The organism is Pseudoalteromonas sp. SWN166, assembly GCF_015864485.1.
GTDB lineage: Bacteria > Pseudomonadota > Gammaproteobacteria > Enterobacterales > Alteromonadaceae > Pseudoalteromonas.
Genome location: NZ_JADYXB010000010.1, coordinates 66,503 through 92,221 on the forward strand (window position 1 = coordinate 66,503; position 25,719 = coordinate 92,221).

Below are 25,719 nucleotides of genomic sequence, written 5' to 3' on the forward strand. Positions count from 1 at the left end.
CAATTTATTACGCTTTATTACGGCGTAAACAAATAATAGTAATTGCAGTAAAGGCTAAAATAAAGCAGTAATAAGAAGACGTTGATACTTCCCACGGGCTAATTTTAAACGTAGCGCCTAACAGTAGCGCTTGTGCGCCATAAGGAAGTGAGCCTTGCGTTACACAAGCAAATATATCAAGCAAACTTGCAGAGCGTTTACCGCTTATTTCACCATCATCTGCCAGCTTTTTAGCAATAGGGCCAGCAACAATAATAGATACGGTATTATTAGCAATACACATATTACTTGTCATAACCAATGCTGCAATACCTAATTGATCGGCCACTTTACGGTGCCATTTTGCGATGATTTTAGTTATGGCTTGAATTTTTTGGGCAATGAAATCAAGGCCACCGTTAATACGAATAAATTCAGATAAGCCACCAATAAACATTGATAGTAAAAATATTTCCTGCATATCGGTAAAGCCTTTGTAAATATCTTTTACAAAGCTTGCGCCTTCATAACTTCCTGTAAAGCCCATTAATGCAGCAAAAATAATACCGCTAAACAACACTACAAATACGTTCAAGCCAGCAACGGCTAACACTAAAATAAAAGCATAAGGAAGTACTAACCAAATATCGTAATCTTTGGTCTCAACTACTTGTGCTGCAGGTGTTAAGTAAAACAACAAGCCAATAGTTAGTATTGCAGCAGGGACTGCAATTTTAAGATTCTCTTTAAACTTGTCTTTCATTTCACAGCCCTGCGTTCGTGTGGCTGCAATAGTGGTGTCGGAAATAATTGATAGGTTATCGCCAAACATAGCGCCAGATACAATCGTACCTGCCATTAATGCTGGATCTATACCGGTTTTAATTGATACCGCATAAGCAATAGGCCCAATAGCACCGATTGTTCCCATTGACGTCCCCATAGCTGTTGATACAACCGCTGCAATTAAAAATAAGCCAGGGAGCAATAACGAAGGTGGAATAAGTGATAAGCCAGCATTTACTACCGCATCTACACCACCAGTTGCACTGGCAACGGCAGAAAAAGCACCTGCAAGTAAGTAAATTAAACACATGGTAATAATATTGTTGTGTCCGGCACCTTTAATAAAGGTCTCTACACATTCGTTTACTGTGCCTTTATTTAAAATAAACGCAAGCATAATAGCGGGTAATATAGCCACTGGAGCAGGAAGTTGATAAAAAGCGTAATCAACCCCTTGCGATTGCAAGTACAAACCAGAGCCTAAAAATAGTGCTACAAAGGTCAGTAGGGGAAGTAAAGAAAGTATAGCTTTGTTTTTATTAAATGATGGCTGCATCATATTCCTCGTAAACAGTTTAGTAATACAACAGCCAAAAACTCCTCTTTTAGCTGAATTTAGCGAGTCACTCTTATTTTATTAATTAAGAAGACCGCAGCGCCCGCAAGCCAAAGACCAAATCGACGCGAAAGAGAAGTTTAAATGTATAGATGGCTAAAGTAAACTGGTATTGTTATTATTATTAAATTAAAAGGTCACCTGACTATTGCATGACTTTTAGATAATATCTACAAAGTAACGCTATTTTCAGCGATTAATATTTGTCCAGTTGCATAAAAATGCCCAAGTGCGTATTTGCAATCCTCCGGATATATACTCAGATTAGTAAAAAACGGATTCAAATTTAAATTAGGTAAAAACAATGACTACAAATCGAATAGGCGTTTTTGGTGCTAATGGCAGAATGGGCTTAGCTCTATTAGAAGCAGCGACAATTAAAGAGCAAACACAACTTACAGGTGCATACGTTCGTAGTAGTTCATCGTTATTAGGTATTAATGTAAACCAAGTAAATAGCGCAGCCGACAACAGTGTTAGCTTTAGCGAAGAAACCACAATAGATAATGTAGATATTTTAATCGACTTTACGCTTCCTGCAGGTATGAAAAATCATTTAAAAACCGCTGTAGCACAAAAAATTCCTATGGTTATTGGTACAACGGGTTTAACAACCGAGGATATGGCGCTACTACACGATGCAGCCAAACATATTCCAATTGTATTTGCCCGAAACTACAGTGTTGGCGTAAATGTACTATTAAACCTAGTACAAACAGCGGCAACTAAGTTTGGTGACGATTTAGATATTGAAATATTTGAAGCGCATCATCGTCATAAAATCGATGCGCCATCGGGCACAGCATTAGCCATTGGCGAATCAATTGCACAGGCTAAAGGCTGGGACCACGACGAGGTTGCTGTATATGACCGCAGCCAAGTGGAGACAGCTAAATCGCAAAATGAAATTGGTTATTCGGTACTAAGAGGGGGCGATATAGTAGGTGAACACACCGCATACTTCGCTACAATGGGCGAAAGGCTTGAATTAACCCATAAAGCAAGTTCAAGAATGACGTTCGCTCTAGGTGCTGTAAGGGCTGCAAGCTGGTTGAAAAACAAACCTGCAGGACTTTATGATATGCAAGATGTGCTAGATCTTAAGTAGTTTAGTTACTTTTTTAACTGTTTGGGTCTAATTTCACCTACAGTGACTTGTTTGTAACAATTTACTAAAAAGTGTTAGACCTAAATAGCAACTTCATGTAATATGCAGCCAATTTGCCAAAAATTACTAAATGCGTGTTTCCAATTATACCCAAATGGCTAGTAAATCCTGGGTTTCAGTGGGAATAAAAATAGTTTTAGGCAAGAAAAAATGATTGAAGGTTTAGCGTTTTATATCGGCATCATTTAAGACTGCGTAAAACTATTTAAGCTCACGAAAATCTAGTTTTGACGATCCCTCTGGGTATTGGCGGGGTGTTAAGCAATTGCTTACTCCCGTTTTTTACTGTTAGGAGGTTTAACTTGACTAAATCCGCTCTGTTAGTCCTAGAAGACGGCACAGTGTTTCGCGGTACTGCAATCGGCGCTGACGGCATGTCAGTCGGTGAAGTAGTATTCAATACGTCTATGACTGGTTATCAAGAAATTTTGACTGATCCATCATACGCGGAACAAATCGTAACTTTGACGTACCCACATATCGGTAATACGGGTACCAACAGCGAAGACGAAGAAGCGAATCAAATTTGGGCTAAAGGCCTAGTGATCCGTGATTTGCCACTGCTAGCAAGTAATTTTCGTAACGAGCAATCGTTAGATGATTACTTAAAAGAACGTAATATTTTAGGTATTGCGGACATCGACACCAGAAAGTTAACTCGAATTTTGCGTGATAAAGGCGCACAAAACGGGTGTATTATTGCTGGCGACGAGCTAGACGAAAGTAAAGCGCTACAAGCCGCGCAAGCCTTCCCAGGCTTAAAAGGTATGGATTTAGCAAAAGTTGTCTCAACCAAGGAAAATTTTGAGTGGCGCGAATCAAGCTGGACATTAGGCGAAGGATTTAAAACTCTTGATGCTGCTGATGAAAAGTTTCATGTTGTTGCCTACGACTTCGGTGTAAAGCGTAATATTTTACGTATGCTTGTAGACCGTGGTTGTAAACTTACAGTAGTACCAGCGCAAACCTCTGCCGCTGACGTACTGGCTTTAAACCCTGATGGTATCTTCCTATCTAATGGCCCTGGCGATCCTGAGCCATGTACTTACGCTATTGATGCAATTAAAACCTTTTTAGAAACCGACACACCAATTTTTGGTATCTGTTTAGGTCATCAGTTATTAGCCCTTGCCTCAGGTGCTAAAACAGAAAAAATGAAATTTGGCCACCACGGCGCTAACCACCCAGTTAAAGACCTAGACCGCGATGTAGTTATGATCACAGCTCAAAACCATGGTTTTGCTGCGCAAGAGTCAAGCCTGCCAAGTACGCTTCGTGCCACGCACAAATCGTTATTTGACGGAACGCTTCAAGGTATTCATCGTACAGATAAACCTGCGTTTAGCTTCCAGGGTCACCCTGAAGCAAGCCCTGGTCCGCACGATGCAGCCCCATTATTTGACCACTTCATCGATTTGATGCAAGCGCGTAAACACTAATTTAACTGGAGTAATAATGCCAAAACGTACCGACATAAAAAGCATTCTTATCTTAGGCGCAGGCCCAATTGTAATTGGTCAAGCGTGTGAATTTGACTACTCTGGTGCTCAAGCGTGTAAAGCACTTAGAGAAGAAGGCTACAGAGTTATATTAGTTAACTCAAACCCTGCAACTATCATGACAGACCCTGATATGGCCGATGCAACATACATCGAACCCATTCATTGGGAAGTGGTAGAAAAAATCATTGAAAAAGAAAAGCCTGATGCAATACTGCCTACAATGGGTGGTCAAACAGCATTAAACTGTGCACTTGAACTAGACAAGCACGGTGTATTGGCTAAGCACGGCGTTGAACTTATTGGTGCAACGGCTGATGCAATCGACAAAGCAGAAAACCGCGAACGCTTTGACGTAGCAATGAAAAATATTGGTCTTGAATGTCCACGTGCTGAGATTGCTCATTCTATGGATGAAGCCAAAGACATCATAACGCGCATTGGTTTGCCATGTATTATCAGGCCTTCTTTTACTATGGGCGGCACCGGCGGCGGTGTGGCGTATAACTTAGAAGAGTTTGAAGAAATTTGTGAACGCGGCTTAGATTTATCGCCTACTAGCGAATTATTGATTGATGAATCACTAATTGGTTGGAAAGAGTACGAAACAGAAGTTGTACGTGATAAAAACGACAACTGTATTATTGTTTGTACCATTGAAAACTTTGACCCGATGGGTGTTCACACTGGCGATTCAATCACTGTTGCACCAGCGCAAACGCTAACTGACAAAGAATACCAAATTATGCGTAACGCCTCTATGGCAGTATTACGTGAAATTGGTGTAGAAACCGGTGGTTCGAACGTACAGTTTGGTATTAATCCAGAAGATGGCCGTATGGTTATCATTGAGATGAACCCACGTGTATCACGTTCATCTGCACTAGCATCAAAAGCAACGGGTTTCCCAATTGCTAAAATTGCTGCAAAATTAGCTGTAGGTTACACGCTTGATGAACTTCAAAACGACATTACTGGTGGCAAAACACCTGCGTCTTTTGAGCCTTCAATCGATTACGTTGTTACAAAAATTCCTCGCTTTAACTTTGAAAAATTTGCCGGTGCAAACGACCGTTTAACTACGCAAATGAAATCAGTTGGCGAAGTAATGGCAATTGGTCGTAATCAACAAGAGTCACTACACAAAGCATTACGGGGTCTTGAAGTAGGCGCTACAGGTTTTAACCCAATAGTGGCACTTGATGACCCTAAAGCAAAAGAAAAAATCATCCGCGAACTACGCGAGCCAGGCGCTGAGCGTATTTGGTACATTGCCGATGCAATGCGCCATGGCATGAGCGTTGATGATGTTTACGAGCTGACTAAAGTAAACCGTTGGTTCTTAGTACAAATAGAAGACATTTTAAAAGACGAAGCAAAAATAGCGAAAGTAGGCATGGCGGGTTTAAATGCTGACTTCCTACGTAAACTTAAGCGCAAAGGCTTTGCAGATCCGCGTATAGCAGAAATTGCAGGTGTATCTGAAGCTGAAATTCGTAAAAAGCGTCATTTATTAAACATAGTGCCAGTATACAAACGTGTTGATACGTGTGCTGCAGAATTTAGCTCAGACACAGCTTACATGTACTCAACTTACGATGAAGAGTGTGAAGCTAACCCAACTGATCGTGATAAAATCATGGTTATTGGTGGTGGTCCAAACCGTATCGGTCAAGGTATTGAGTTTGATTACTGTTGTGTACATGCCTCGCTTGCGCTTCGTGAAGACGGCTATGAAACCATCATGGTTAACTGTAACCCTGAAACGGTATCTACCGATTATGATACTTCGGATCGTTTATACTTTGAACCAATTACGCTTGAAGACGTACTCGAAATCGTACGTGTTGAAAAGCCAAAAGGCGTTATCGTACAATACGGTGGTCAAACACCACTTAAGCTAGCGCGTGAGCTTGAAGCTAATGGTGTGCCAGTCATTGGTACTTCACCAGATGCGATTGACCGTGCAGAAGACCGCGAACGTTTCCAACAACTTGTTGAGCGTTTAAACTTACTTCAGCCAGAAAACGCAACAGTAACTTCAACTGAAGAAGCCTTACTTAAGTCAGTTGAAATTGGCTTCCCACTCGTTGTTCGCCCGTCGTACGTACTAGGTGGTCGTGCAATGGAAATTGTATACGACGAAGATGATTTACGTCGCTACATGACCGAAGCTGTACAAGCATCAAACGAAGCACCTGTATTACTGGACCGTTTCTTAGATAACGCGATTGAAGTTGACGTTGACGCAATTTGTGACGGCGAGCAAGTAATCATCGGCGGTATCATGGAGCACATTGAGCAAGCGGGTGTTCACTCGGGTGACTCAGCCTGTTCATTACCAGCACATTCTTTATCACAAGAAGTGCAAGACGTAATGCGCAAGCAAGTAACCGACATGGCGCTTGAACTTGGTGTTGTTGGCTTGATGAATACACAGTTTGCAGTAAAAGAAGACAAAGTGTACTTAATCGAAGTCAACCCTCGTGCTGCACGTACTGTACCGTTTGTATCAAAAGCTACGGGTGTAGCGCTTGCAAAAGTAGCTGCACGTTGTATGGCTGGTCAGTCTTTAGCAAGCCAAGGTATTACTAAAGAAGTGATTCCTCCTTACTACAGCGTTAAAGAAGTTGTACTGCCGTTTGCTAAGTTTCAAGGTGTGGATCCAATCCGTGGTCCTGAGATGCGTTCAACAGGTGAAGTGATGGGTGTTGGCGATACTTTCGCCGAAGCATTCGCAAAAGCACAATTAGGTGCAAGCAATACTTTACCACGCGGTGGTCGCGCGTTATTATCTGTTCGTAATAGCGATAAGCCACGTATTGTTGAATTAGCCAAAATCATGACCGACTTAGGTTTTGAACTTGACGCAACTGGTGGCACGGCAGAAGCTCTTGAAGAAGCTGGCATTGAAGTACGACGTGTAAACAAAGTATATGAAGGCCGCCCGCATATTCTTGATTATATTAAGAATAAAGAGTACAGCTATATTGTTAATACCACCGAAGGTCGCCAAGCGATCGAAGATTCGAAGGTGTTACGTCGTGGTGCATTGCAAAATAAAACCAACTATACGACAACCTTGAACGCGGCATTCGCTAACTGTACTGCTAACAAAGCAGATGACCGCAGTAAAGTGACGTCAGTTCAAGAGCTACACCTGCGATTGAACTAAGGAAATGTGCCAAGGCCAACTAGGGCCTTGGTGTTAAGTGAGAAAAGTATGCAATCAATTCCGATGACAGTTCGTGGCGCAGATTTACTGCGTAAAGAGCTTAACGAATTAAAAACAGTTACCCGTCCTAAAATCGTAAGTGATATTGCGGTTGCACGTGAACATGGTGACTTAAAAGAAAACGCTGAGTATCATGCTGCACGTGAGCAACAGGGTTTTTGCGAAGGTCGTATTCAAGAAATTGAAGCTAAGCTTTCAAATGTTCAAATTATCGACGTAACTAAAATGCCAAATACCGGTAGAGTTATTTTTGGTACAACGGTGACTATTGTAAATGTAGAAACCGATGCTGAAGTAAAATACCGTATTGTAGGCGATGATGAAGCAAATATTAAAAATAACTTAATATCTGTTAACTCACCTATAGCGCGTGGCTTAATTGGTAAACAAATGGACGACTCAGTGTCTATTCAAACACCAAAAGGTATTGTTGAGTTCGAAATCATTGAAGTTGAGTATCTTTAACGTATAACTCACTTTAACGTTTTAAATAAAAACCGATGTAATTACATCGGTTTTTTTATGCCTGAAATTTAATATTAAAACTTATACCAATTCCAATAAATAGCTGATCTATTTTACTTGCTAAAATAACCCATTTATTTGTTGTTAATTTCGTAAAGGGAACAACCATTTACATCAATTTACGCCTAGAACTGAATTGTTTTTTCGGCGTAAAATTCAGATCACATACTTAATGGAATTGGTATTATTATTTTGCTGACCTCAAAGCATTAGCTCATTTATACATTCATATTGTATAAAGAGTGTACGTGTTGATATAGGTACATAATCACTTTATTAAAAAGGAACACCCATGGCTAATATTCTTTACCCAGCGCCTTTAAAAGTAGGCTCTAAAATTGCAATTTGCTCGCTGTCATCAGGCCTAAAAGAAAAATACCACGGGCGATTAGATATTGTGATAGAGGGATTAAAGCACCGTGGCTATGAGGTTGTAGAGGGGGAGTTTTTACGCCAAAACAGACCACGTAATGAGCTTAATGCTAAAGCCCATGCCGAGCAACTAATGGGTTTATTACTAGATGATGAAATAGATGCCATTATGCCGCCAATGGGTGGTGAGCTGGCAATGGAGGTATTGCCACTACTTGATTTTAACGCGATTAAACAAGCCAAACCTAAATGGCTAGTTGGGTTTTCTGATGTGAGCACGATTGCATGTGCACTCACCGCTAAGTGCCAATGGGCAACACTTCACAGCGCTAACCTTATGCAGCTCCATCCAGATGAAAAAAACGCGTATAGCCTACAAATATTCGAAACTCTTACTTACGAAGCCGGTAGTAAATTTGAGCAAGGGCCTTCTTCTTTATATCAAAAAAACAAGCCTAATTACGCACAAAACCCGAATGAATTACTAAGCCCTAGTGAGCCCACAAAATGGCAATGTTTAAACTATACAGATAAACGCACCATAGAAATGTCAGGCCGCTTATTTGGTGGATGTTTAGATACAGTCGGCTTATTGCTCGACTCACCATTTTTAGCACTGCATGAATTTAAAAAGGACAGTGCACCCGAAGGGCTTATTTTATACCTCGAAAACTCAGAGCTAACGCCTACCACGGTTGCACGATTTTTACTGTCATTAAAATTAGCGGGCATATTTGACGACATCAATGGCTTGGTTTTAGGGCGAAGTGAAATTACACAAAGTCATTATGATGCCTTTGACTATCGTCATGCGCTTGATGTTGCATTAGGCGGGTGTTTATTTCCCGTTATTTTTGATGCTGACATAGGGCACGTTCAACCTAACTTAAATTTAGTTAACGGTGCTATGTGTTCGCTTATTGCTGATATAAATGAAGGTATAGTAAACAGTGCATCGGTAAACATTCAACTTTCGTAGTATTTATGGCATTTAGTTTTGAAAAACAAGTAAATACAGGCGTATAATATGCTTGCAGTAAGTGCTAACGCTTACTGTTAATTCTCAGGGCGGGGTGAAATTCCCCACCGGCGGTATGTTTAATGTTATTTGTAACTTAAATGAGCCCGCGAGCGCTTTATTTAACTTGTTTTTACAGTGTTTAAATAGGTTAAGTAAAGGTCAAGCAGATCTGGTGAGATGCCAGAGCCGACGGTTAGAGTCCGGATGAAAGAGAATATAGCTTATTTATGTACACCAAAACGTAGCTTTTTGGTGAGCATTTTTAATGCTGTTTTGGTTTAATCCATACGATTTTATTTGTATGGCTTTGCCATGCCTTTCTGTGTCCTGAATCTATTATTTTTTATTTGGAATATAATGATGATTCAGTCTCTACTTACTCAATTCGGCGAAAGCCATATCCGTGTACAAAGCGCAATTGCTGCATTACAGCAAGGGCAAGGCGTACTTGTTGTTGATGACGAAAACCGCGAAAACGAAGGCGACTTTGTTTTTTCAGCTGAGCATTTAACGGCCCCACAAATGGCCGAAATGATCCGCGAAGGCAGTGGTATTGTATGCCTATGCATGGGAGAGGAGCGTATTAAACAGCTCGACCTACCGCAAATGGTAACCAATAACACCAGTCAAAATAACACCGCTTATACTGTCACTATTGAAGCTAAGCACGGTGTTACAACCGGCGTATCTGCCGTTGATAGAGTGACTACTATTAAAGCTGCTACAGCCGATAATGCAAAACCAAGTGATTTATCGCGCCCTGGCCATGTATTTGGTTTAAAAGCACAAACTGGCGGTGTGCTAGTTCGCCGTGGTCATACCGAAGCATCGGTTGATTTAATGCAACTTGCAGGCTTAAAACCATTTGGTGTAATTTGCGAACTTACCAACCCCGATGGTTCAATGGCACGTTTACCTGAAGTGAGTGATTATGCTAATAAGCATAATATGACCGTGGTTTCTATTGAAGATCTCGTGCAATACATTCAAGCTGCGCAGCTTAAAGTAGGTTAAATTACTATTTTGTCAGCCTTAGATATATTATAAAGCACGCATCTGTTGCGTGTTTTTTTATGGGTCTAACTTGCACTTGAAATGTAATAGTCACTTGTTTTTATTGACGTTATTTAAGAAGGTTAGCGAAGGAATTGCACTTTCTGTAGCCGCTATAAACAGTACTCTATAAGGAATTACCCCATTAAAATAGATTATTCTAACTATACACTTGAAGAATTGTTCGATGTAAAAGCTAATATAGATAAAGATAAATACACTGAGAATTTCAATGCATTAATGGCTGAATTTTTAAAAAGAGAAAACGAATTAAAACACTATAATGATGCGATAGAAAAAGAGGCTGAGGCTAAAAAAATATTACGAATGACCAGCTGCTCTAATAAAAGAATAGCGGGTGTGTTTTTATTTGGTTTGTGTATCAGTTTACCCTTAATGTTGTTCGCTGAACTGTCGATTTTAAGCACGATTAATCAATTTTACAGCGTGGTACTTTTACTTATGGTGGGGTTGCCTTTATTGCATTCTTTTCGTTATGGCTGGACACTATCTAGATACGGTATAGTGACTGTAACCGACGATGTGTTTTCCTTCACTGTAATGCAATTGTTTTATAGCTGTATTTTTTGTTTAATACTTTTTCTTACCATATTAAGGTGGCCTTAACAGTTATTGCAGCACATTAGTACAGAGTAATATGCTTAGATCCTTGACTGAATATGATTTGTATTTATAAATGTATAAGCGAAAAATAACAGCTGACATACACCAGCTGCTTGGTTTGAAAAATTATAAAACCTGAATAACTTGCTCTTTTGCTAAGCGAGATTTAGGTAATTTAGCATTATAATCCTCAGCGTCATCATGGTAGCCAAGTACTAATGCTACATCACAAATGTAACCATCTAGCTCTTTTTCAAAAACTTCACCAATAAGCTGTGCATCAACGCCTTCCATAGGAGTTGAATCAATACCTAAGCGTGCTGCTGCATGCATTGTGTTACCAAGCGCTATGTAAGTTTGCGCTTTAGTCCACGTTGCGTTATTGCCTTGCTCATCAGTATTCATATCAACAAACGCGAAAGCACCAAATGATTGTTCGCGGTTTTCTGCTTTAGTACGACCGTTTTTAATGTCTGCATCAATTACTTGTGCGTAATCGTCACGTGTATATTTAGGGTTGTAAGCAAATAAAATAACGTGCGACGCTGTTTTAATATGAGGCTGATTAAATTGAAACTTATTAGCAAAGGTAGTATGCATACGTTCTTTTGCTTCATCAGATTCAATTACAACAAACTTCCAAGGCTGCGAGTTAATTGATGAAGGAGAAAGACGCATAGCTTCATATACTACGTCTAGGTCATCTTGAGGAATACGCTTAGTTGTGTAACGTTTAGTTGTGTAGCGTTTTTCTAAATCACTAATAATTGGGTGAGTCATTATTTTTCCAAATAAATAAATTGAGCGAGTTGTTATTAATTGGTTTGAATTTAAATAATTCAATAGTGACCAATCAGTTTTAAATAAGAAGATTTTACGGATTTGATAATAGCGCTTGCTTTGCATTTAATAAACATCATAATCATTGAAACATTATCAAATATATATAGATAATATGAACATAGAAGATTTAAAACTTATTCTAAAAGTAGCTGAGTTTAGAAGTATTACGCTTGCAGCTGCTAAATTAGATATGCGCACAGCAACTGCGAGCGCGGTAATTAAGCGTGTTGAATTAGCACTGGGCAGTGAACTTTTTGTACGTACTACACGTCATTTAAGGTTATCAGCCGCTGGGGAGCGCTATATACCTCAGTGCGAACAAGCTTTAGCAATACTTGAGCAAGCAAAGCATAACCTCAAAGGTGAGCATGACGAAATTGAAGGCGAATTACGTGTTGCGCTTTCATCTGACTTAGGGCGAAATTTAGTTATCCCATGGATTGATGAGCTGATGGATAATTATCCTAAGTTGAGCCTCCGAGCGCATATAAGTGACAGTAATATTGATTTTTATCGTGATTCAGTTGATATAGCACTTCGTTATGGCTCGCCAAGTGACGCTAGCGTTTACGGTTTTAAAATTTGCAACGTACCGCGCTTATTATGTGCAACTGACGAATATTTATTACAAAATGGCTCTCCTGAACATCCAGACGACTTAGCTAATCACCAAGGCTTATTTTATCAACTACAAGATATTATAAATAACACATGGGAGTTCACCGATGGCGAGACAAAATATAAAGTTAAAATGGATGGCCGGCGCGCGTCTAACGATGGTGACCTAGTGAGGCGATGGTGTGTTGCGGGTAAAGGCTTAGCGGTAAAGTCAGCACTCGATATAGCCGACGATTTACTCAATGATAGAGTGGTTACTACTTTGCCAGGTTATCAACACACTAATGGTGAACTTTGGCTTATTTGCCCAAGTAGGCAGTCAATAACGCCTGCGGTACGTTTACTACGTGATGCATGCAGAGCAAAATCCCAAACTATTCTGCAGCAGTTGGTAAATAAAGGAATTATTGATAAAAGTGTACTGAGCTAATTAAGGAAGAGTTATGCAAGTTGATGATATTAGAATTTTCATTCCCTGTAAAAATTATGAGCAATCTCAGCGTTTTTATAAAGCGCTTGGATTTAAGATTGAAGATGCCTCAAATGATTTATGTGTGTGCACCTTTGGCGAATGTACGTTCTTTTTACAGCGTTATTATAATAAAACGTTTGCTGAAAACTTAATGCTGCAACTTTGTGTGTTAAATATAGATGAAGCATATGACCTTATTAGCAATTTAAGCGGTTTCGACATCCGTTTTGAGGGTATAAAACAAGAACCTTGGGGTAGCGTTATTTACTTATGGGGACCATCGGGTGAGCTTTGGCATGTAACTGAATTAAATTAAAAATAAAAAGGAATAAATGTGAGATTTAATAAATATATAATCATTTTGATGGCGGCTTTACTTGCTTCTTGTAGCTCGTTTATGAGTAACAATACAGGCAAAAATACACAATCTAGTAGCTTAATGGACTTCTTATATCCTGATCAACAAAGCCGTGCTACCTATAAACCTGAAATACCTGTTTTAAAACTCCCTGTTACCGTTGGAATTGCATTTGTACCGTCTAAAAACTGGCAACCAGACGGCTTAGAGAGCCAAAACCAAGTCGAATTGCTCGAAAAAGTAAAAAAGTCATTTTTACAATATGATTATATTGACCGCATTGAAGTTATACCAAGTACCTATTTAAAAGGAGGTGAAGGTTTTGCAACACTCGAGCAAGTCGGGAGGCTTTACGATGTAGATGTAATGGCACTGGTTTCATATGATCAAGTTACACAATCTTATGAAAATAATGCCGCCTTACTTTATTGGACGATAGTGGGTATGTACGTTATTCCGGGAAATGAAAATACAATTCAAACCTTTGTTGATACGGCCGTTTTTGACATAAAAAGTAGAAAAATGCTATTTAGAGCACCTGGTATAAGTAAGCTTGAAAAAAGAACAACAGCAATAGGTATTGATGAAACGTTATCTGAAAAGTCGGCAGAAGGGTTCGATCTCGCTGTTACAGATATGAGTACTAATTTAGATGCAGAGCTAGCAAGGTTTAAAACACGTGTTAAAGAAGAAAAAATTGCAAAAGTCGAAAATAAAGATGGCTCTAGCAGCGGAGGCTCTTTGAGTATTTATTTGCTCGTTTTGTTGTCGTTATTAGTTATGCGTAGCAAAAAAGCGTAAAGCAAAAATAACTAAGCACTTTTTAATAATGCCACCTACTTTGAGCAGGTGGCATTATTGTTTATTCGTTAACTTAGCTTTTTATTAAAAAACTCAATAGTACGCTGCCATGCAAGCTCAGCATTGTCTTTATCATAACGGCCTGTAGAGTCGTTATGAAAACCATGATTTGCCCCTTTATACATATGCATAGTGTATTCAACGTTATTGGCTTTTAAATCTTGCTCGTACTGTGGCCACGACGCGTTTACACGTTTATCAAGCTCACCTAATTGAATCATTAACGGCGCTTTAATATTTTTACGTAGACTCTCACTTGCAGGAGTGCCGTAAAAAGGCACGCCGGCGCTGAGTAAGTTGCTATCTACTGCGGCTAAGTAATTAACAATGTAGCCACCAAAGCAAAACCCAACAGCGCCTAGCTTACCGTTGCTGTTAGCATGCGATTTTAAAAAGTGTGCAGCGGCTACAAAATCGTTTTGAATTTTAGCGCGATCCATTGTTTTTTGCATAGCACGACCCTCATCGTCGTTACCAGGATAGCCACCTAGTGGAAACAACGCATCGGGTGCAAACGCAATAAAGCCTACCTTAGCTAAGCGCCTTGCTACATCTTTTACGTACGGGTTTAATCCACGGTTTTCGTGTACCACTAGCACAACAGGGAGCTTTCCTTCTACGTTTTTAGGTACGGCTAAATATCCCTTGCCCTTACCATATCCATCTGGTGAATCGAATTCTTCGTACGTTGCCGTAATATCGTCATCATTAAACGAGACTTGCTCAGCAAACGCGTAATTAGGTAATAGCGCTGATGTAAGTACAGCCATCGAAAAACCAAGCGCAGCTAAACCACCGAGTTTTTTCATAAACGTACGGCGGTCCATTAAACCGTGTGCGTATTCGTCATACCAATCAAAGGCTTCTTGAGGGATGTGATCAGAGGGAGATGTATTCATGGCTGTTCCTTAACTTTATTATGTATATTTATTATTTAAATACCATAACGTATTAGGGATAAAAAACGAGCAATATTTCTCTCAATTATTAGGACTGTTGATGGAGTCTATGTGTTAAAAAATGAGTAGTAGAAGTAATATTAGTGAATAGTTGAATATTATTTTTAAGATAAAAATAAAAAGCTCGGCATAGAGTATGCCGAGCTTTTTTGGTTGGGATATTACTTATTTAGCTGTGAGTAGGCGCTGGTTGGGCATCTACTAGTGGTGGCTTGCCACGCATTTTACGTACTAATCGTTTAGCATCTTCTAGTGCAACATACTGGCACGGTATAAGTATCAGTGTAATTACGGTGGCAAATAACACACCAAAGGCAAGTGATACAGCCATTGGGATAACTATTTTAGCTTGTAAACTCGTTTCAAAAATAATTGGCATTACACCAATAAAGGTTGTGATTGAGGTGAGTAGTATCGCTCTAAAGCGACGTGCACCGGCTTGCATTACAGCGTCTTTAGTTGCGACACCTTCAGCGCGTGCTTTGTTTACAAAATCAACCATAACGAGGGAGTCATTTACAACCACACCCGCTACAGCAATAATCCCAAACATAGATAAGCTACTCATGGTCATACCTAAAATCATATGCCCAAACATAGCGCCAACTACACCAAACGGAATAACCGACATAATAATAAGTGGCTGCGAGTAAGAGCGAAGTGGAATCGCTAATAACGCAAATATAATCATCATTGATATACCAAAATCACGAAGCTGCTCTGAGGCGCTGTCCATCTCTTCTTGAATGCGCCCAGCTACATCACTTGTAACGCCGGGGTAGCTTTTAAGTAATGATGGTAAGTATTCATCACGAATTTCCTCAGCAATTGCAAAGGGTTCGGCTTTGTCGGTATTTACCGCAGCCCATACGTTTACAGTACGTTTAGAGTTTTCGCGGCGAATACGGTTTACACCGTCAACCAATTTAACTTCGGCTATTTCACTTAGCGGTACTTCAGCGCCAGTAGGTGTAATAATACGCACACTTGCGATGTCACTTATTGAATTACGTTCGTCTTCTGGGTAGCGGATCATGACTTTAATTTCTTCGCCTTCACGCAATATTCGCTGCGCTTCTAAGCCGTAGTAACTAAAGCTTACTTGCGATGCGACATCAGCAAGCGTTAAACCCATGCTGTAAGCCAGTGGTTTTAAATCTAGCTGTACTTCGTCAGTGGCGCTTTGCATTGAGTCGTTTACGTCGCCAACACCTTCCATTGTTTGTAATTTGGCTTTTAATTTACCTGCCACTTCTTTTAGTTCGTCAGCATTTTTGCCTTCAAGTTTAAAGCTAACGTCGCCATCATCTCGACCGCCATTCATTATACTGTCTTGAATGGTCATGGTTTTAACGCCAGGTAAAGCGGGCATTTGTTCGCGCCATAATGCACTTAGGGCAAAGGTGTCGATAGGACGTAAATCAGGCTCTACTAAAATGGCCATAATGTTTGCTTGCGTTCGTCCGCGCAGGCTTACCGATAAATCGCGGATCATCGGTTTACCGTATTGTTCTTTTAGTTGTTGATCGACCTTTAACAACACGCTTTCTATTTTACGTGCGGTTTCAAGCGTTGCTTGCTCAGACGAAGCAAGGTTCATTTCTATATCAATACGCGGAAAGTCGTGTGGTATTTTAGGGTTTGGTACAAACTTAACCAAACCACCTGCAAACATACCTGCGCTTACAATAAGCAAACACATAAAGCCAACAATTACGGTATAGCGATAGTGAATACAGCGGCTAACAAAAGGAAGGTAGTAGTTATTCACAAAGCCTTTTAAACCACTATCAATCACCATACGTAAGCGATGTAATAGGTTTTTAGAGTTTGGTTTACGTGGGTTCATTGCTGCAATATGCGCAGGTAAAATTAGTTTTGATTCAATGAGTGAAAAAATCAAACATAAAATAATAACGCCACCAATTGCCTTAGAAAAAGCAGCGCCAGGGCCAGTTGCGAGTGTTTGTGGTAAAAATGCCGCAATAGTTGTTAGCACACCAAAGGTTGCTGGCATCGCAACACGTTTTACGCCGCGTACTACGTTATCAAGTGTGTGGCCGTATTTTTCTATTTCGGCACTGGCTGACTCGCCCACAACTATGGCGTCATCCACTACAATCCCAAGTACGAGTATAAAGGCAAATAGCGAGGCTAGGTTAATTGTTACATCTAAAAAGCCAATAGGCATAAACAAAAAGGCGCCTAAAAACGAAACCGGTAAACCCATCATTACCCAAAATGCTAAGCGTAGCGGTAAAAACAATGCTAGTACTATCATTACTAACAAGCCACCCCAAATCATGTTATCGACCATCATATCGAGTCGACCTTCAAGGTAGTAAGTTAAATCAACAATAGGGGAGAGCTTAACGCCTGCAGGTAAAAGTGGCTCTTTAGTGGCCATGTAGCTTTTAAGGACTTTTGCTACATCGGTAATGTCTTGATCTTTTGATGCGTTGACTTCAAACGAGAGTGAGTTTTTACCATTATATTTAGAATACTGTAAGCCTTCTTCAAAGCCATCGTTAATGGTTGCTACATCGCCTAAATAAATTTGTGCGCCATCAGCAAGAGTAATAAGTGGCAGTTTTTCAAACTCAAAACCACGGTAGGCTTGTTTTTCAACACGCATCGAAATATAACCGTTTTCAGAGCGTATTTGTCCCGCCGACATATTTGCCGAAAAGCTTTGCACAGCGCCTGCAATATCTCTAAATGTTAAGCCGTATTCGCGCAGTTTATCGGGGCTGACTTCAATACCAATTTCGTACTCTAAACCGCCATTAAAATTAACCAGGTTAACGTGAGGCAGAGCTTGTAACTCATCTTTTATATCGTTGCCAAGCTCTTTTAACTGGTAGTTACTCATGTCGCCATAAAGCGCGAGTATCATTACCTCTTGCTCAAACTTATCACGGCGAACAACAGGGCGTTCCATTCCAGCAGGAAAGGTGTTTATTGAATCAACTTGTACTTTAATTTCATCAAGTACTTCTTGTGGATTGTATTGCTCTTCTATTTCAATCCACGCTTGAGAAAAACCACGGTTAGAGTAGGTAATTAGGCGTTTAATGCCTTCAAGACCTTCAAGGTTTTCTTCAACTTTTATGGTTATGCCTTCTTCAACCTCTTGCGGGGCAGCCCCAGGATAAATTGCTTGTACGCTTATCCAGTTGCTTTCAAATTGTGGGAACATTTGTTTGCGAATGGTCATCGCCATTAAAAGACCGCCCACTAATATAAATATCATTAGCAGGTTCGCAGCAACGGGATTTCGGGCAAACCATGCTATTAACCCTGTTTCACGAGTGTTCATGGCTATTCCTCTTTCAGCGCAAGTTGAGTAATGTCAGTTTTATCAGGCGCAATATCTTCAATTTTTACTGCCATGCCTTCAGTTGGATATTCAAGCGCTGAGGTAACAATTTGCTCGCCGTTTTTTAAGCCTTGGCTGGCTATAATCATGCCGTTTTGTTCGCGTATAATATTTAGCGTTTTAAATGACAAGGTTAAATCTTCGTTTAAAATCACAATTTTATTATCTTTAACTAAGTGGTGCGCAACAATAATCGCGTTATCAAGCGGGCGACCTTCAATGGTAGCGTTAATGTACGAACCAAAACGTAGTGGGCGTGTTTTATCGCCGTAAGGTGTTGCAAGTTGTGCTACCAAATAGCTCATGCGGCTTGTATGATCTACCACGCCTTCAGTGCGAATTACTTTGGCTTGCCACATTGTTTGCTTACCCGCGTATTCTGCGTTAAATGTAACGTTTGAACCTACGCCGCCATTTTTTAAATATTGCAGTTCTTGATCGGCAACCGGTAAACGAACCTCTGCAACCGAGGTTGCGCTCAGTGCACCAAAGCTATTACCTGGGTTTACTACTGAACCTAAGCTAATTGTACGCTCATTAATAATGGCATCATAAGGGGCTTTAATATAAGTACGTTCAAGATTGCGGCTAGCACGTTTAACACTTGCTTGAGCAGAGCGGTAACGCGCGAGCTTTTCGGCCAATTGTGGTTTGCGTAAATAAAGCTCTGATGCAATAGCGTCGCTTGAGTCAGATTTAATACGCTCCCACTCAGCTTTTGCTACATGTGCTTGTGCGCGTTCTATTTCAAGTGCTGAGCTTGCTTGAGCTAAACCTGCTTGCGCTTCAATAAAGTCTGCCTCGTAATCATTTGCATCAATTCGTGCTAAAATATCGCCTTGCTTTACAAATGCGCCTTCAACAAATTGATCTGACACCAAAATAACTTGCCCACTTACTTGTGCTATTAATTCGGTACGATCTTTTGGTTTTACTATGCCGTACGATTTAACATCGAGCGTTATAGAATCTAAGAGTATGCTTTGGGTCGCAACTAAAGGGCGAATGTCTTGCTCAGGCTTTTCTTCCGGTGGCTTTTTCATGGCCATAAAGGCGAAAGCTAAAGCAATACCGCCTGCTAAAACTGCAATTGGGAGTATTATTTGTTTTGTAGTAGCCACAAGGCATTCCTTCATAATTGGTGGTGACAGAGCAATAATACGCAATAAAGTGTTTACAAGGCGTTTTAAGATGTAACAAAGCATTACATATGTGTATTGCAACTTCGCGTGTGGGCTAATTACGTTCCTAAAAAGGAATAAAAGTAAGTGTTTTTTATACAGAGGATATTATGAAAACCGAATCAATGACTTGCAGATTAGGCTGCGGTGCATGCTGTATTGCGCCAAGTATTAGCTCTCCAATACCAGGGATGCCAAACGGTAAAAAAGCCGGAGAGCGCTGTATTCAGCTGGATGAGCGTAATTTATGTAAGTTATTTGGTGATGAAAGTCGGCCTAAAGTGTGTAGCGATTTTAGCGCCACGTTTGATGTGTGCGGCTCAACAAATGCGCAAGCTCTAGCGCTTATTACCGAGCTCGAAGAGCTAACTTAATCCTCGTTTTTAATACACAGACATTTACATTTATTTATAACTGAGTAGTTATTTTAAATAATTAAAAGTTTCGCTTTTCGCGTCAGTAAGCTGAAAGCCTACCGGCAAAGTGCAGAAATGCGATTGTTTTGTAGACGTGAAGCTTGCTTACGTGACAGGCAAAGCCTGTAAAAGTGATTTATTCACAAAGAGGATTTGAGAAGCAGGGCCTAAAGTAATTTAAAGCTACGCTTTTCGCGTCAGCAAGTTGAAAGCCTACCGCTAAAGTGCAGGTAGGCGGTTATTTTGTAGACGTGAAGCTTGCTTACGTGACAGGCAAAGCCTGTAAAGTGATTTATTCACAAAGGGGATTTGAGACGCTGGGCCTAAAGTAATTAAAAACTGCGCTTTTCACGCAAGCAAGCTTCGCGTCTACCGCTAAAGTGTAGGCTTGTGGTTATTTTGTAGACGTGAAGCTTGCTTACGTAACAGGCAAAGCCTGTAAATAGGGTTCATAAAGACGGTAAAAGGTAATAAGAGTCTCTGGGCTTCCAGTAATTAAAAGCTGCGCTTTTCACGTGAGTAAGCTCTACGTCTACCGCCAAAGTGTAGAGTTGCGTCTATTTTTGTAGATACCATCTCTCATTTTAAGCTTCAAGGTCGTATTTAACTTTCTTGGAGCTTAAACGCTTCTTGGTTTTTTATTACACCAAAACATATATGAATGAGCTTTCGCATATTTGCACACACAGCTTGCATCGGTGTTTTACCATTATTTATTAACGTTAACTTGTGTCGTTTTATTGTTTTATTCCATTGCCCAGCGACAATGGCCGCCATATAAAGTTTACATCGAATTCTGGCTGGCCCAAGTTTACTGATTGATGTTCGCCCTTTTAATTTACCCGATTCATTGTGCCGTGGGATTAATCCACAATAAGCCGCCGCTTCTTTGGCTTTATTAAATTTCTTAGCCGCAAATAAATACGTCAGCTCTCTCGATAATACGGGCCCAATGCCAGGGATAGACTCTAGTAGTTTCCTGTTTCTTTTTAAATCAGGTTCATTATCTATGTGGTTATCAATGTCAGATTTAAGCTGTTTAATTTCGTCATCTAAAAACGCGATAGTCACTTTTATCGATTGGCAAACACGCGCGGAAACGTTGCTGAATTCACTTGCTTCTAATCGGTTGGCTTCTCGTTGCCGGTTACTCTCAAGCGCATCTAAACGACGGATAAGGGCTTTAAGCTCTCTAACTTCTAATGCATCAGGCTGCCAATAATTAACGACTGCATGCTTAGCACAGCCGTAATGGGCAAGCATCGTTGCATCAGATTTGTCTGTTTTATGAATTATGTTTAAAGCGTCAGCATACTTTTTAGCTTTACCGGGATTCGCTAAAATAATATTAAAGCCTTGCTCGTATAAAAAATACATCAGTGCTTCATGATAAACACCCGTTGGTTCGAGGGTGATAACGAGCTCATTAGCAGCGCTTTTAGTTGTATTTAAAAGCCATTTTTCTATTGCTAAAAAGTCTTGACGCTTGTTTTTAAAGACTTTTGTTTTAATTTTGTTTGTAAGCTGGTCTCTCAACCACGATAAATCAATCTTCTCTTTACTAATATCAATGCCGATAAACATCATCTCTACTTACTCCCCTTGTACATACAGCATCTACTTAAAAAAAGTGTGCTTGGATACCATTCAGTTTCTGAGAATAGAAAGTCAGGGCCTTATCTACGGAGCAGTATTAAATACTAGACGCACAGGCAAGCTCACTGACTTCGATGTGATAAATGATAGCTAATCATTTATCAATGAGAGATACAAGACGTGAAGCTTGCTTGTGTTAATGGTTACCAGCTATACGTTGCACTTAATGTGTATTGCTCACCGCGCCCTGGTGTCCCTGGTATTTCCTCGAACGATTCATCCCATAGGTTATCCGCAGCAAAGGTAATAAATAAGTTCTTTAGTATCGGCGGGGTGATTTTAAGCGTTAGTTGAGTAAATAAAGCGTTATTATCACCGTTTCTAAGTGCGTTTTCGTGCTGTGTACGCCACTCATTATCGACTCTAAATTCTAAAATATCAGTTGGATTCCAAACCGCGCCAAGTGTAAGGCGGTGATCAGGAAAGTTTAAAGCATAAAAGCTGGCATCTATATCGGCAGCACCGTAGTTTTCTGATTTGTGCAAATAAGTGTAACTGGCTATCAGTTTTGCGGTATCAAAGTGTTTAGTGGCTAAAAACTCTATGCCGGTAGTATTTATATCTACCGGGTTTGCAAAACGCGCAGAGCTTGAATCAAAGTTAAAGGTCCAATCGGTTAAGTTATCGTCTTTACGATAAAAAATAGCCGAGTTTAGCTGCCAGCTTTGCTCTTCCATTAATAAACCTAGCTCTAAGTTTTTAGTGGTTTCGCGCTCAAGGTTGTAATTGCTTCTAAATAAGCCACTCGAATCACTGCCGCCAATTGCTGTATAACCGGCTACTTGGCTTGCCTGCGCATACGATAAATAAAACGTGCGCTCAAAACCTTTACTGTTTTGTGTATTGAGCGTTACATCACCAATAAGTGACAGTTCAGAGTCGTCTCTATTTGTATCGTCAAACGCAGCACCTAAGCGAAATGTAAGTTGTTTATTACCCTCAAGTGCCATTTTATACTCTGGCAATACACTCACTTTATAATAGTTACGCGAGGTGAAATTGTTTTCAAGTGTGGTCGATTCAATTGAATCGTCAATAAACTGCGCTGAGTAATTTACAGCAAATACATCACTTTGAGCATGGCGACCTGATAACCCTAACGACTTAACTTCACTTTTATGAAATGCTTCAAATGCACTGGGGTTTTCGCGAGAGTAAATATAGTGATCGTTGTGCTTACGGTAATAAGCCGATACTTCAATATTACTATCCTGTGCATAATTTTGCTTATGGTTTAGCATTAATAAGCGCGTTTCTAGGTCTTCAGTTTCGTTAACACCAAATGGGGTGTACAAATTTGGCCAACCAAAAAACTTGTCTTGGGCACCAAAAAATAAATCTGTTTGGGATTGTGAGCCTAATAATTGTACACGACCTGCTGTACGCGTAAAATCGTGATCGCCAAAATCTATTGTTCCATCACTTTGCGAATGAGAATACTCCCCCTCAAAACCAAGCGTGTAGTTATTTAAGTTATTTAAGCTATCTAACTTAGTGATCTTTGCGCCATGAATGCTTTGTAAATTAAAGTCATTAGTGCCAGTACCAAGCGATATGCTGCCACCGGTAACAATTGGCTTCCAACCAAACGACACTGTGCCCACAGAGCTATTCATACCGTAAAGTGCGTTGTCAGCACCTGTTAAAATAGCGGGGCCGGTAAGCATTTGCGGGGCAATAGGAATTTCAGCAAAGTAATGGCCAGATTGTGGGTCAAGTAGGGTAGCGCTTCCGACTCTAAAGCCGGTGTTTTCGAAAATACCGCCGCGTATAGTTACATCGGCTTGCGCTTCAGCCATATTACGTGATTGCAAATCAACACGCGGGTCGTACTCTAAATTAGATATTGGAGAGTCAAATGTACCTACAGGGAGTTTATTTGCAGTGGGCGATGCCTCAACGGTTATTTGTTCGATTGCCGGTGATGCTTCAATTTTATCAGTTACAGCTTCGCCGTAGGCAAAACTGCTCGCGCTGCATAGCAGTGCAGGGAGTATAAAGTGGGGGATACGTTTCATGTTGTGTGTCTCATCTTTTTATATGCAGTTACGGTAACAATTAAACGCTAAACACATTTTTAAGGCGTGATAAAATAGCTAAATTGAACAACTGCGATTTTGAGCGCGATTGTACATTAATATCTTAAAAACTGCATTTGATACTCATTCGCAACGTTAACTAATTTGGTAAAATTTATTATGAATATAGAACAACAAGATACTATTTACTTTGCTGGTGGCTGCCTGTGGGGCGTACAAGAGTTTTTAAAGCATTTACCGGGTGTAATTAACACCGAAGCTGGGCGTGCCAATGGTACAAGTACCGATACGCAAGGTGAGTACGATGGTTATGCAGAGTGTGTAAAAGTCACGTTTGATTCTGAGACTGTTAGCCTTAATATGCTTTTTGACTACTTTTTTGAAATTATCGACCCATATAGCATTAACAAGCAAGGCGACGATGTAGGCCCTAAGTATCGCACCGCTATTTATAGTAAACAACAAAGTGATTTAGCAGCTGCCAGCAATTACATAAGCCAGCGAAGTGATGCCGATAAAATTGTGGTAGGGGTAGAGCTGCTAACTAATTACGTACCAAGCGATGCAGAGCATCAAGACCGCTTAACTAATCACCCAGATGACTATTGCCACATACCGCTTGAGTTATTGCATAAGTATAAATCGTAAATTTAACACGGTGTTTTTGTAGACGTGTAGCTTGCTGACGTGGCGAGCGTAGCTCGTAATTTAGATTGGAGTGAGCGCATACAGATAAGTAATTAGAAGCTGCGCTTCTCGCGCAAGCAAGTTTGTCGCCTACCGGTAAAGTTTAACACGGTGTTTTTGTAGACGTGCAGCTTGCTGACGTGACGAGCGTAGCTCGTAATTTAGAGTGGAGTAAGCAGATAATGATAAGTAATTAGAAGCTATCGCTTCTCGCGCAAGCAAGCTTAGCGCCTACCGGTAAAGTTTAACGCGGTGTTTTTTTGTAGACGTGCAGCTTGCTGACGTGACGAGCGTAGCTCGTAATTTAAGGTTGTATATAGCGTTAGGTAAAGGTAAGTAATTAGAAGCTGCGCTTCTCGCGCAAGCAAGCTTAGCGCCTACAGATAGAATAAAGCTCAGCGTTTACAGGTAAAGATTGATCGGTGTTTTTTGTAGACGTGTAGCTTGCTGACGTGACGAGCGAAGCTCGTAATTTAGAGTTAAATAAGCGCATAAAGATAAGTAATTAGAAGCTATCGCTTCTCGCGCAAGCAAGCTTAGCGCCTACCGGTAAAATTTAACGTGGTGTTTTTTGTAGACGTGCAGCTTGCTGACGTGACGAGCGAAGCTAATAATTACTTAAGTCTGTAAGTCCCAAAAACAAGCACCCACAAAAAAGCTCACATAACGTGAGCTTTTTAAAAACGAGCTAAAACTTACTGCTGCTTTTGCGGCGGGAAGTTACTTAAAATTTCGCTCACTGTTTTATTAATTGATGCTTCACGTTGTTCTGGCGATTGATTTTTCTTTAATCGACCTTCTTTCGCGCCGCGCCATACTAGCTGGTTTGATTCGCGGTCTACAATATCAATAATGAGTGTACCCACTTCGTATTCACGCGCAGTTGTATCACGTTGAAAACCAGTACCCCAATAACCCCAATGCGGGCGGTAGTTTACATTAAATGTATCTACTTCAAGCTCTTTATCTACCGATGCATGATAGTTAACAAGTACATCAGCTTGTGCTGCATCAACTAAGCTCATACCTAGTGTTTGGCTCAGCTCTGCGTTAACGGCAGTGCGAACACGTTTTTCCATTAGGCCATTAATTTGATAGTTGGTTGTGTCTTTAGTTAAGCTCGCGTTTTCTACCCAAGCAAATGTTTTAAAATTACTAAAGTTGGCTGATTTATCGTAATCCCAATCAGGGGTTTGTGTACAGGCTGTAAGTAGTGCTAGCGCTGCAACAATAAGTATATTTTTCATTACGTTTGCTCCAATAAAATGCATTAATTTAAAATAACACACATAGTTTAAATGTGTATTATTTAAACGTCCTAAATATTAGTCTAATTGTTAGGGCTGAACGACTAATTAACCTCTGTTAATTA

20 protein-coding genes and 1 riboswitch are annotated in these 25,719 nt (G+C 40.3%); of the genes, 12 read left to right on the plus strand and 8 right to left on the minus strand.

Annotation, left to right across the window (positions count from 1 at the left end; genetic code table 11):
- Window positions 1-7: 7 nt before the first annotated feature.
- On the minus strand, window positions 8-1,321 hold the full coding sequence (locus I6F49_RS08330; protein ID WP_007584540.1) for a Na+/H+ antiporter NhaC family protein: 1,314 nt from the start codon (window positions 1,319-1,321) through the stop codon (window positions 8-10).
- Window positions 1,322-1,685: 364 nt separating this feature from the next.
- Here I6F49_RS08330 and dapB point away from each other — a divergent pair, with 364 nt between their 5' ends.
- The 7 genes from dapB to I6F49_RS08365 all read left to right on the plus strand — a co-directional run bounded on the left by dapB (window position 1,686) and on the right by I6F49_RS08365 (window position 10,881).
- Window positions 1,686-2,489, plus strand: a complete 804-nt coding sequence (gene dapB, locus I6F49_RS08335; protein ID WP_197176506.1) for a 4-hydroxy-tetrahydrodipicolinate reductase — start codon at window positions 1,686-1,688, stop codon at window positions 2,487-2,489.
- A gap of 362 nt (window positions 2,490-2,851) precedes the next feature.
- Window positions 2,852-3,988 (plus strand): glutamine-hydrolyzing carbamoyl-phosphate synthase small subunit, encoded by a 1,137-nt coding sequence (gene carA / locus I6F49_RS08340; RefSeq protein WP_197140097.1) that lies wholly within the window; start codon window positions 2,852-2,854, stop codon window positions 3,986-3,988.
- A 16-nt stretch (window positions 3,989-4,004) separates the two neighbouring features.
- Complete coding sequence (gene carB / locus I6F49_RS08345) at window positions 4,005-7,223, plus strand: carbamoyl-phosphate synthase large subunit (protein WP_197118863.1); 3,219 nt, start codon at window positions 4,005-4,007, stop codon at window positions 7,221-7,223.
- 48 nt (window positions 7,224-7,271) lie between these two features.
- The gene (gene greA, locus I6F49_RS08350) at window positions 7,272-7,748 is read left to right on the plus strand and encodes a transcription elongation factor GreA (protein ID WP_165741007.1); all 477 of its coding nucleotides are present in this window, start codon (window positions 7,272-7,274) and stop codon (window positions 7,746-7,748) included.
- Window positions 7,749-8,100: 352 nt separating this feature from the next.
- The gene (locus I6F49_RS08355; RefSeq protein WP_166420692.1) at window positions 8,101-9,159 is read left to right on the plus strand and encodes a S66 family peptidase; all 1,059 of its coding nucleotides are present in this window, start codon (window positions 8,101-8,103) and stop codon (window positions 9,157-9,159) included.
- A 76-nt stretch (window positions 9,160-9,235) separates the two neighbouring features.
- Window positions 9,236-9,421, plus strand: a riboswitch (FMN riboswitch).
- A 140-nt stretch (window positions 9,422-9,561) separates the two neighbouring features.
- On the plus strand, window positions 9,562-10,215 hold the full coding sequence (gene ribB, locus I6F49_RS08360) for a 3,4-dihydroxy-2-butanone-4-phosphate synthase (protein ID WP_165728274.1): 654 nt from the start codon (window positions 9,562-9,564) through the stop codon (window positions 10,213-10,215).
- A 279-nt stretch (window positions 10,216-10,494) separates the two neighbouring features.
- Window positions 10,495-10,881, plus strand: coding sequence for a hypothetical protein (locus tag I6F49_RS08365; protein WP_165728247.1), 387 nt, complete (start codon window positions 10,495-10,497; stop codon window positions 10,879-10,881).
- A gap of 123 nt (window positions 10,882-11,004) precedes the next feature.
- On the opposite strand, the gene I6F49_RS08370 is transcribed toward I6F49_RS08365, so the two are convergent.
- Window positions 11,005-11,658 carry a nitroreductase family protein gene (locus tag I6F49_RS08370; protein WP_197118862.1) on the minus strand — a complete coding sequence of 218 codons (654 nt, stop codon included), beginning with the start codon at window positions 11,656-11,658 and terminating at the stop codon, window positions 11,005-11,007.
- Window positions 11,659-11,833: 175 nt separating this feature from the next.
- On the opposite strand from I6F49_RS08370, the gene I6F49_RS08375 reads away from it, so the two are divergent.
- Genes I6F49_RS08375 through rhlP form a run of 3 tightly spaced genes read left to right on the plus strand, consistent with a single transcriptional unit; the run spans window position 11,834 to window position 13,970 of the window.
- Window positions 11,834-12,769, plus strand: a complete 936-nt coding sequence (locus I6F49_RS08375) for a LysR family transcriptional regulator (protein ID WP_197179740.1) — start codon at window positions 11,834-11,836, stop codon at window positions 12,767-12,769.
- 13 nt (window positions 12,770-12,782) lie between these two features.
- Complete coding sequence (locus I6F49_RS08380) at window positions 12,783-13,127, plus strand: lactoylglutathione lyase (protein ID WP_197179742.1); 345 nt, start codon at window positions 12,783-12,785, stop codon at window positions 13,125-13,127.
- A 48-nt stretch (window positions 13,128-13,175) separates the two neighbouring features.
- Entirely contained in the window at window positions 13,176-13,970 is a 795-nt protein-coding gene (rhlP, locus tag I6F49_RS08385; protein WP_197179825.1) for a rhombotarget lipoprotein, read from the plus strand.
- A 68-nt stretch (window positions 13,971-14,038) separates the two neighbouring features.
- On the opposite strand, the gene I6F49_RS08390 is transcribed toward rhlP, so the two are convergent.
- The 3 genes from I6F49_RS08390 to I6F49_RS08400 form a co-directional block, all read right to left on the minus strand.
- The gene (locus I6F49_RS08390; protein WP_197179744.1) at window positions 14,039-14,929 is read right to left on the minus strand and encodes a dienelactone hydrolase family protein; all 891 of its coding nucleotides are present in this window, start codon (window positions 14,927-14,929) and stop codon (window positions 14,039-14,041) included.
- Window positions 14,930-15,158: 229 nt separating this feature from the next.
- Window positions 15,159-18,308: an efflux RND transporter permease subunit gene (locus tag I6F49_RS08395; RefSeq protein ID WP_197179745.1), complete on the minus strand. Its 3,150-nt coding sequence runs from the start codon at window positions 18,306-18,308 to the stop codon at window positions 15,159-15,161.
- Between the two features lie 2 nt (window positions 18,309-18,310).
- Window positions 18,311-19,489 carry an efflux RND transporter periplasmic adaptor subunit gene (locus tag I6F49_RS08400; RefSeq protein WP_197179747.1) on the minus strand — a complete coding sequence of 393 codons (1,179 nt, stop codon included), beginning with the start codon at window positions 19,487-19,489 and terminating at the stop codon, window positions 18,311-18,313.
- A 170-nt stretch (window positions 19,490-19,659) separates the two neighbouring features.
- Here I6F49_RS08400 and I6F49_RS08405 point away from each other — a divergent pair, with 170 nt between their 5' ends.
- A complete protein-coding gene (locus I6F49_RS08405; RefSeq protein WP_197179749.1) occupies window positions 19,660-19,923 on the plus strand; it encodes a YkgJ family cysteine cluster protein in 264 nt (87 codons plus the stop codon).
- A gap of 645 nt (window positions 19,924-20,568) precedes the next feature.
- On the opposite strand, the gene I6F49_RS08410 is transcribed toward I6F49_RS08405, so the two are convergent.
- The gene (locus I6F49_RS08410) at window positions 20,569-21,552 is read right to left on the minus strand and encodes an IS110 family transposase (protein WP_197179751.1); all 984 of its coding nucleotides are present in this window, start codon (window positions 21,550-21,552) and stop codon (window positions 20,569-20,571) included.
- A 212-nt stretch (window positions 21,553-21,764) separates the two neighbouring features.
- Window positions 21,765-23,639 carry a TonB-dependent receptor plug domain-containing protein gene (locus tag I6F49_RS08415; protein ID WP_197179753.1) on the minus strand — a complete coding sequence of 625 codons (1,875 nt, stop codon included), beginning with the start codon at window positions 23,637-23,639 and terminating at the stop codon, window positions 21,765-21,767.
- A 180-nt stretch (window positions 23,640-23,819) separates the two neighbouring features.
- Here I6F49_RS08415 and I6F49_RS08420 point away from each other — a divergent pair, with 180 nt between their 5' ends.
- A complete protein-coding gene (locus I6F49_RS08420; protein WP_197179755.1) occupies window positions 23,820-24,308 on the plus strand; it encodes a peptide-methionine (S)-S-oxide reductase in 489 nt (162 codons plus the stop codon).
- 734 nt (window positions 24,309-25,042) lie between these two features.
- On the opposite strand, the gene I6F49_RS08425 is transcribed toward I6F49_RS08420, so the two are convergent.
- Window positions 25,043-25,594: a DUF4136 domain-containing protein gene (locus I6F49_RS08425; RefSeq protein ID WP_197179756.1), complete on the minus strand. Its 552-nt coding sequence runs from the start codon at window positions 25,592-25,594 to the stop codon at window positions 25,043-25,045.
- Between the last annotated feature and the right edge of the window lie 125 nt (window positions 25,595-25,719).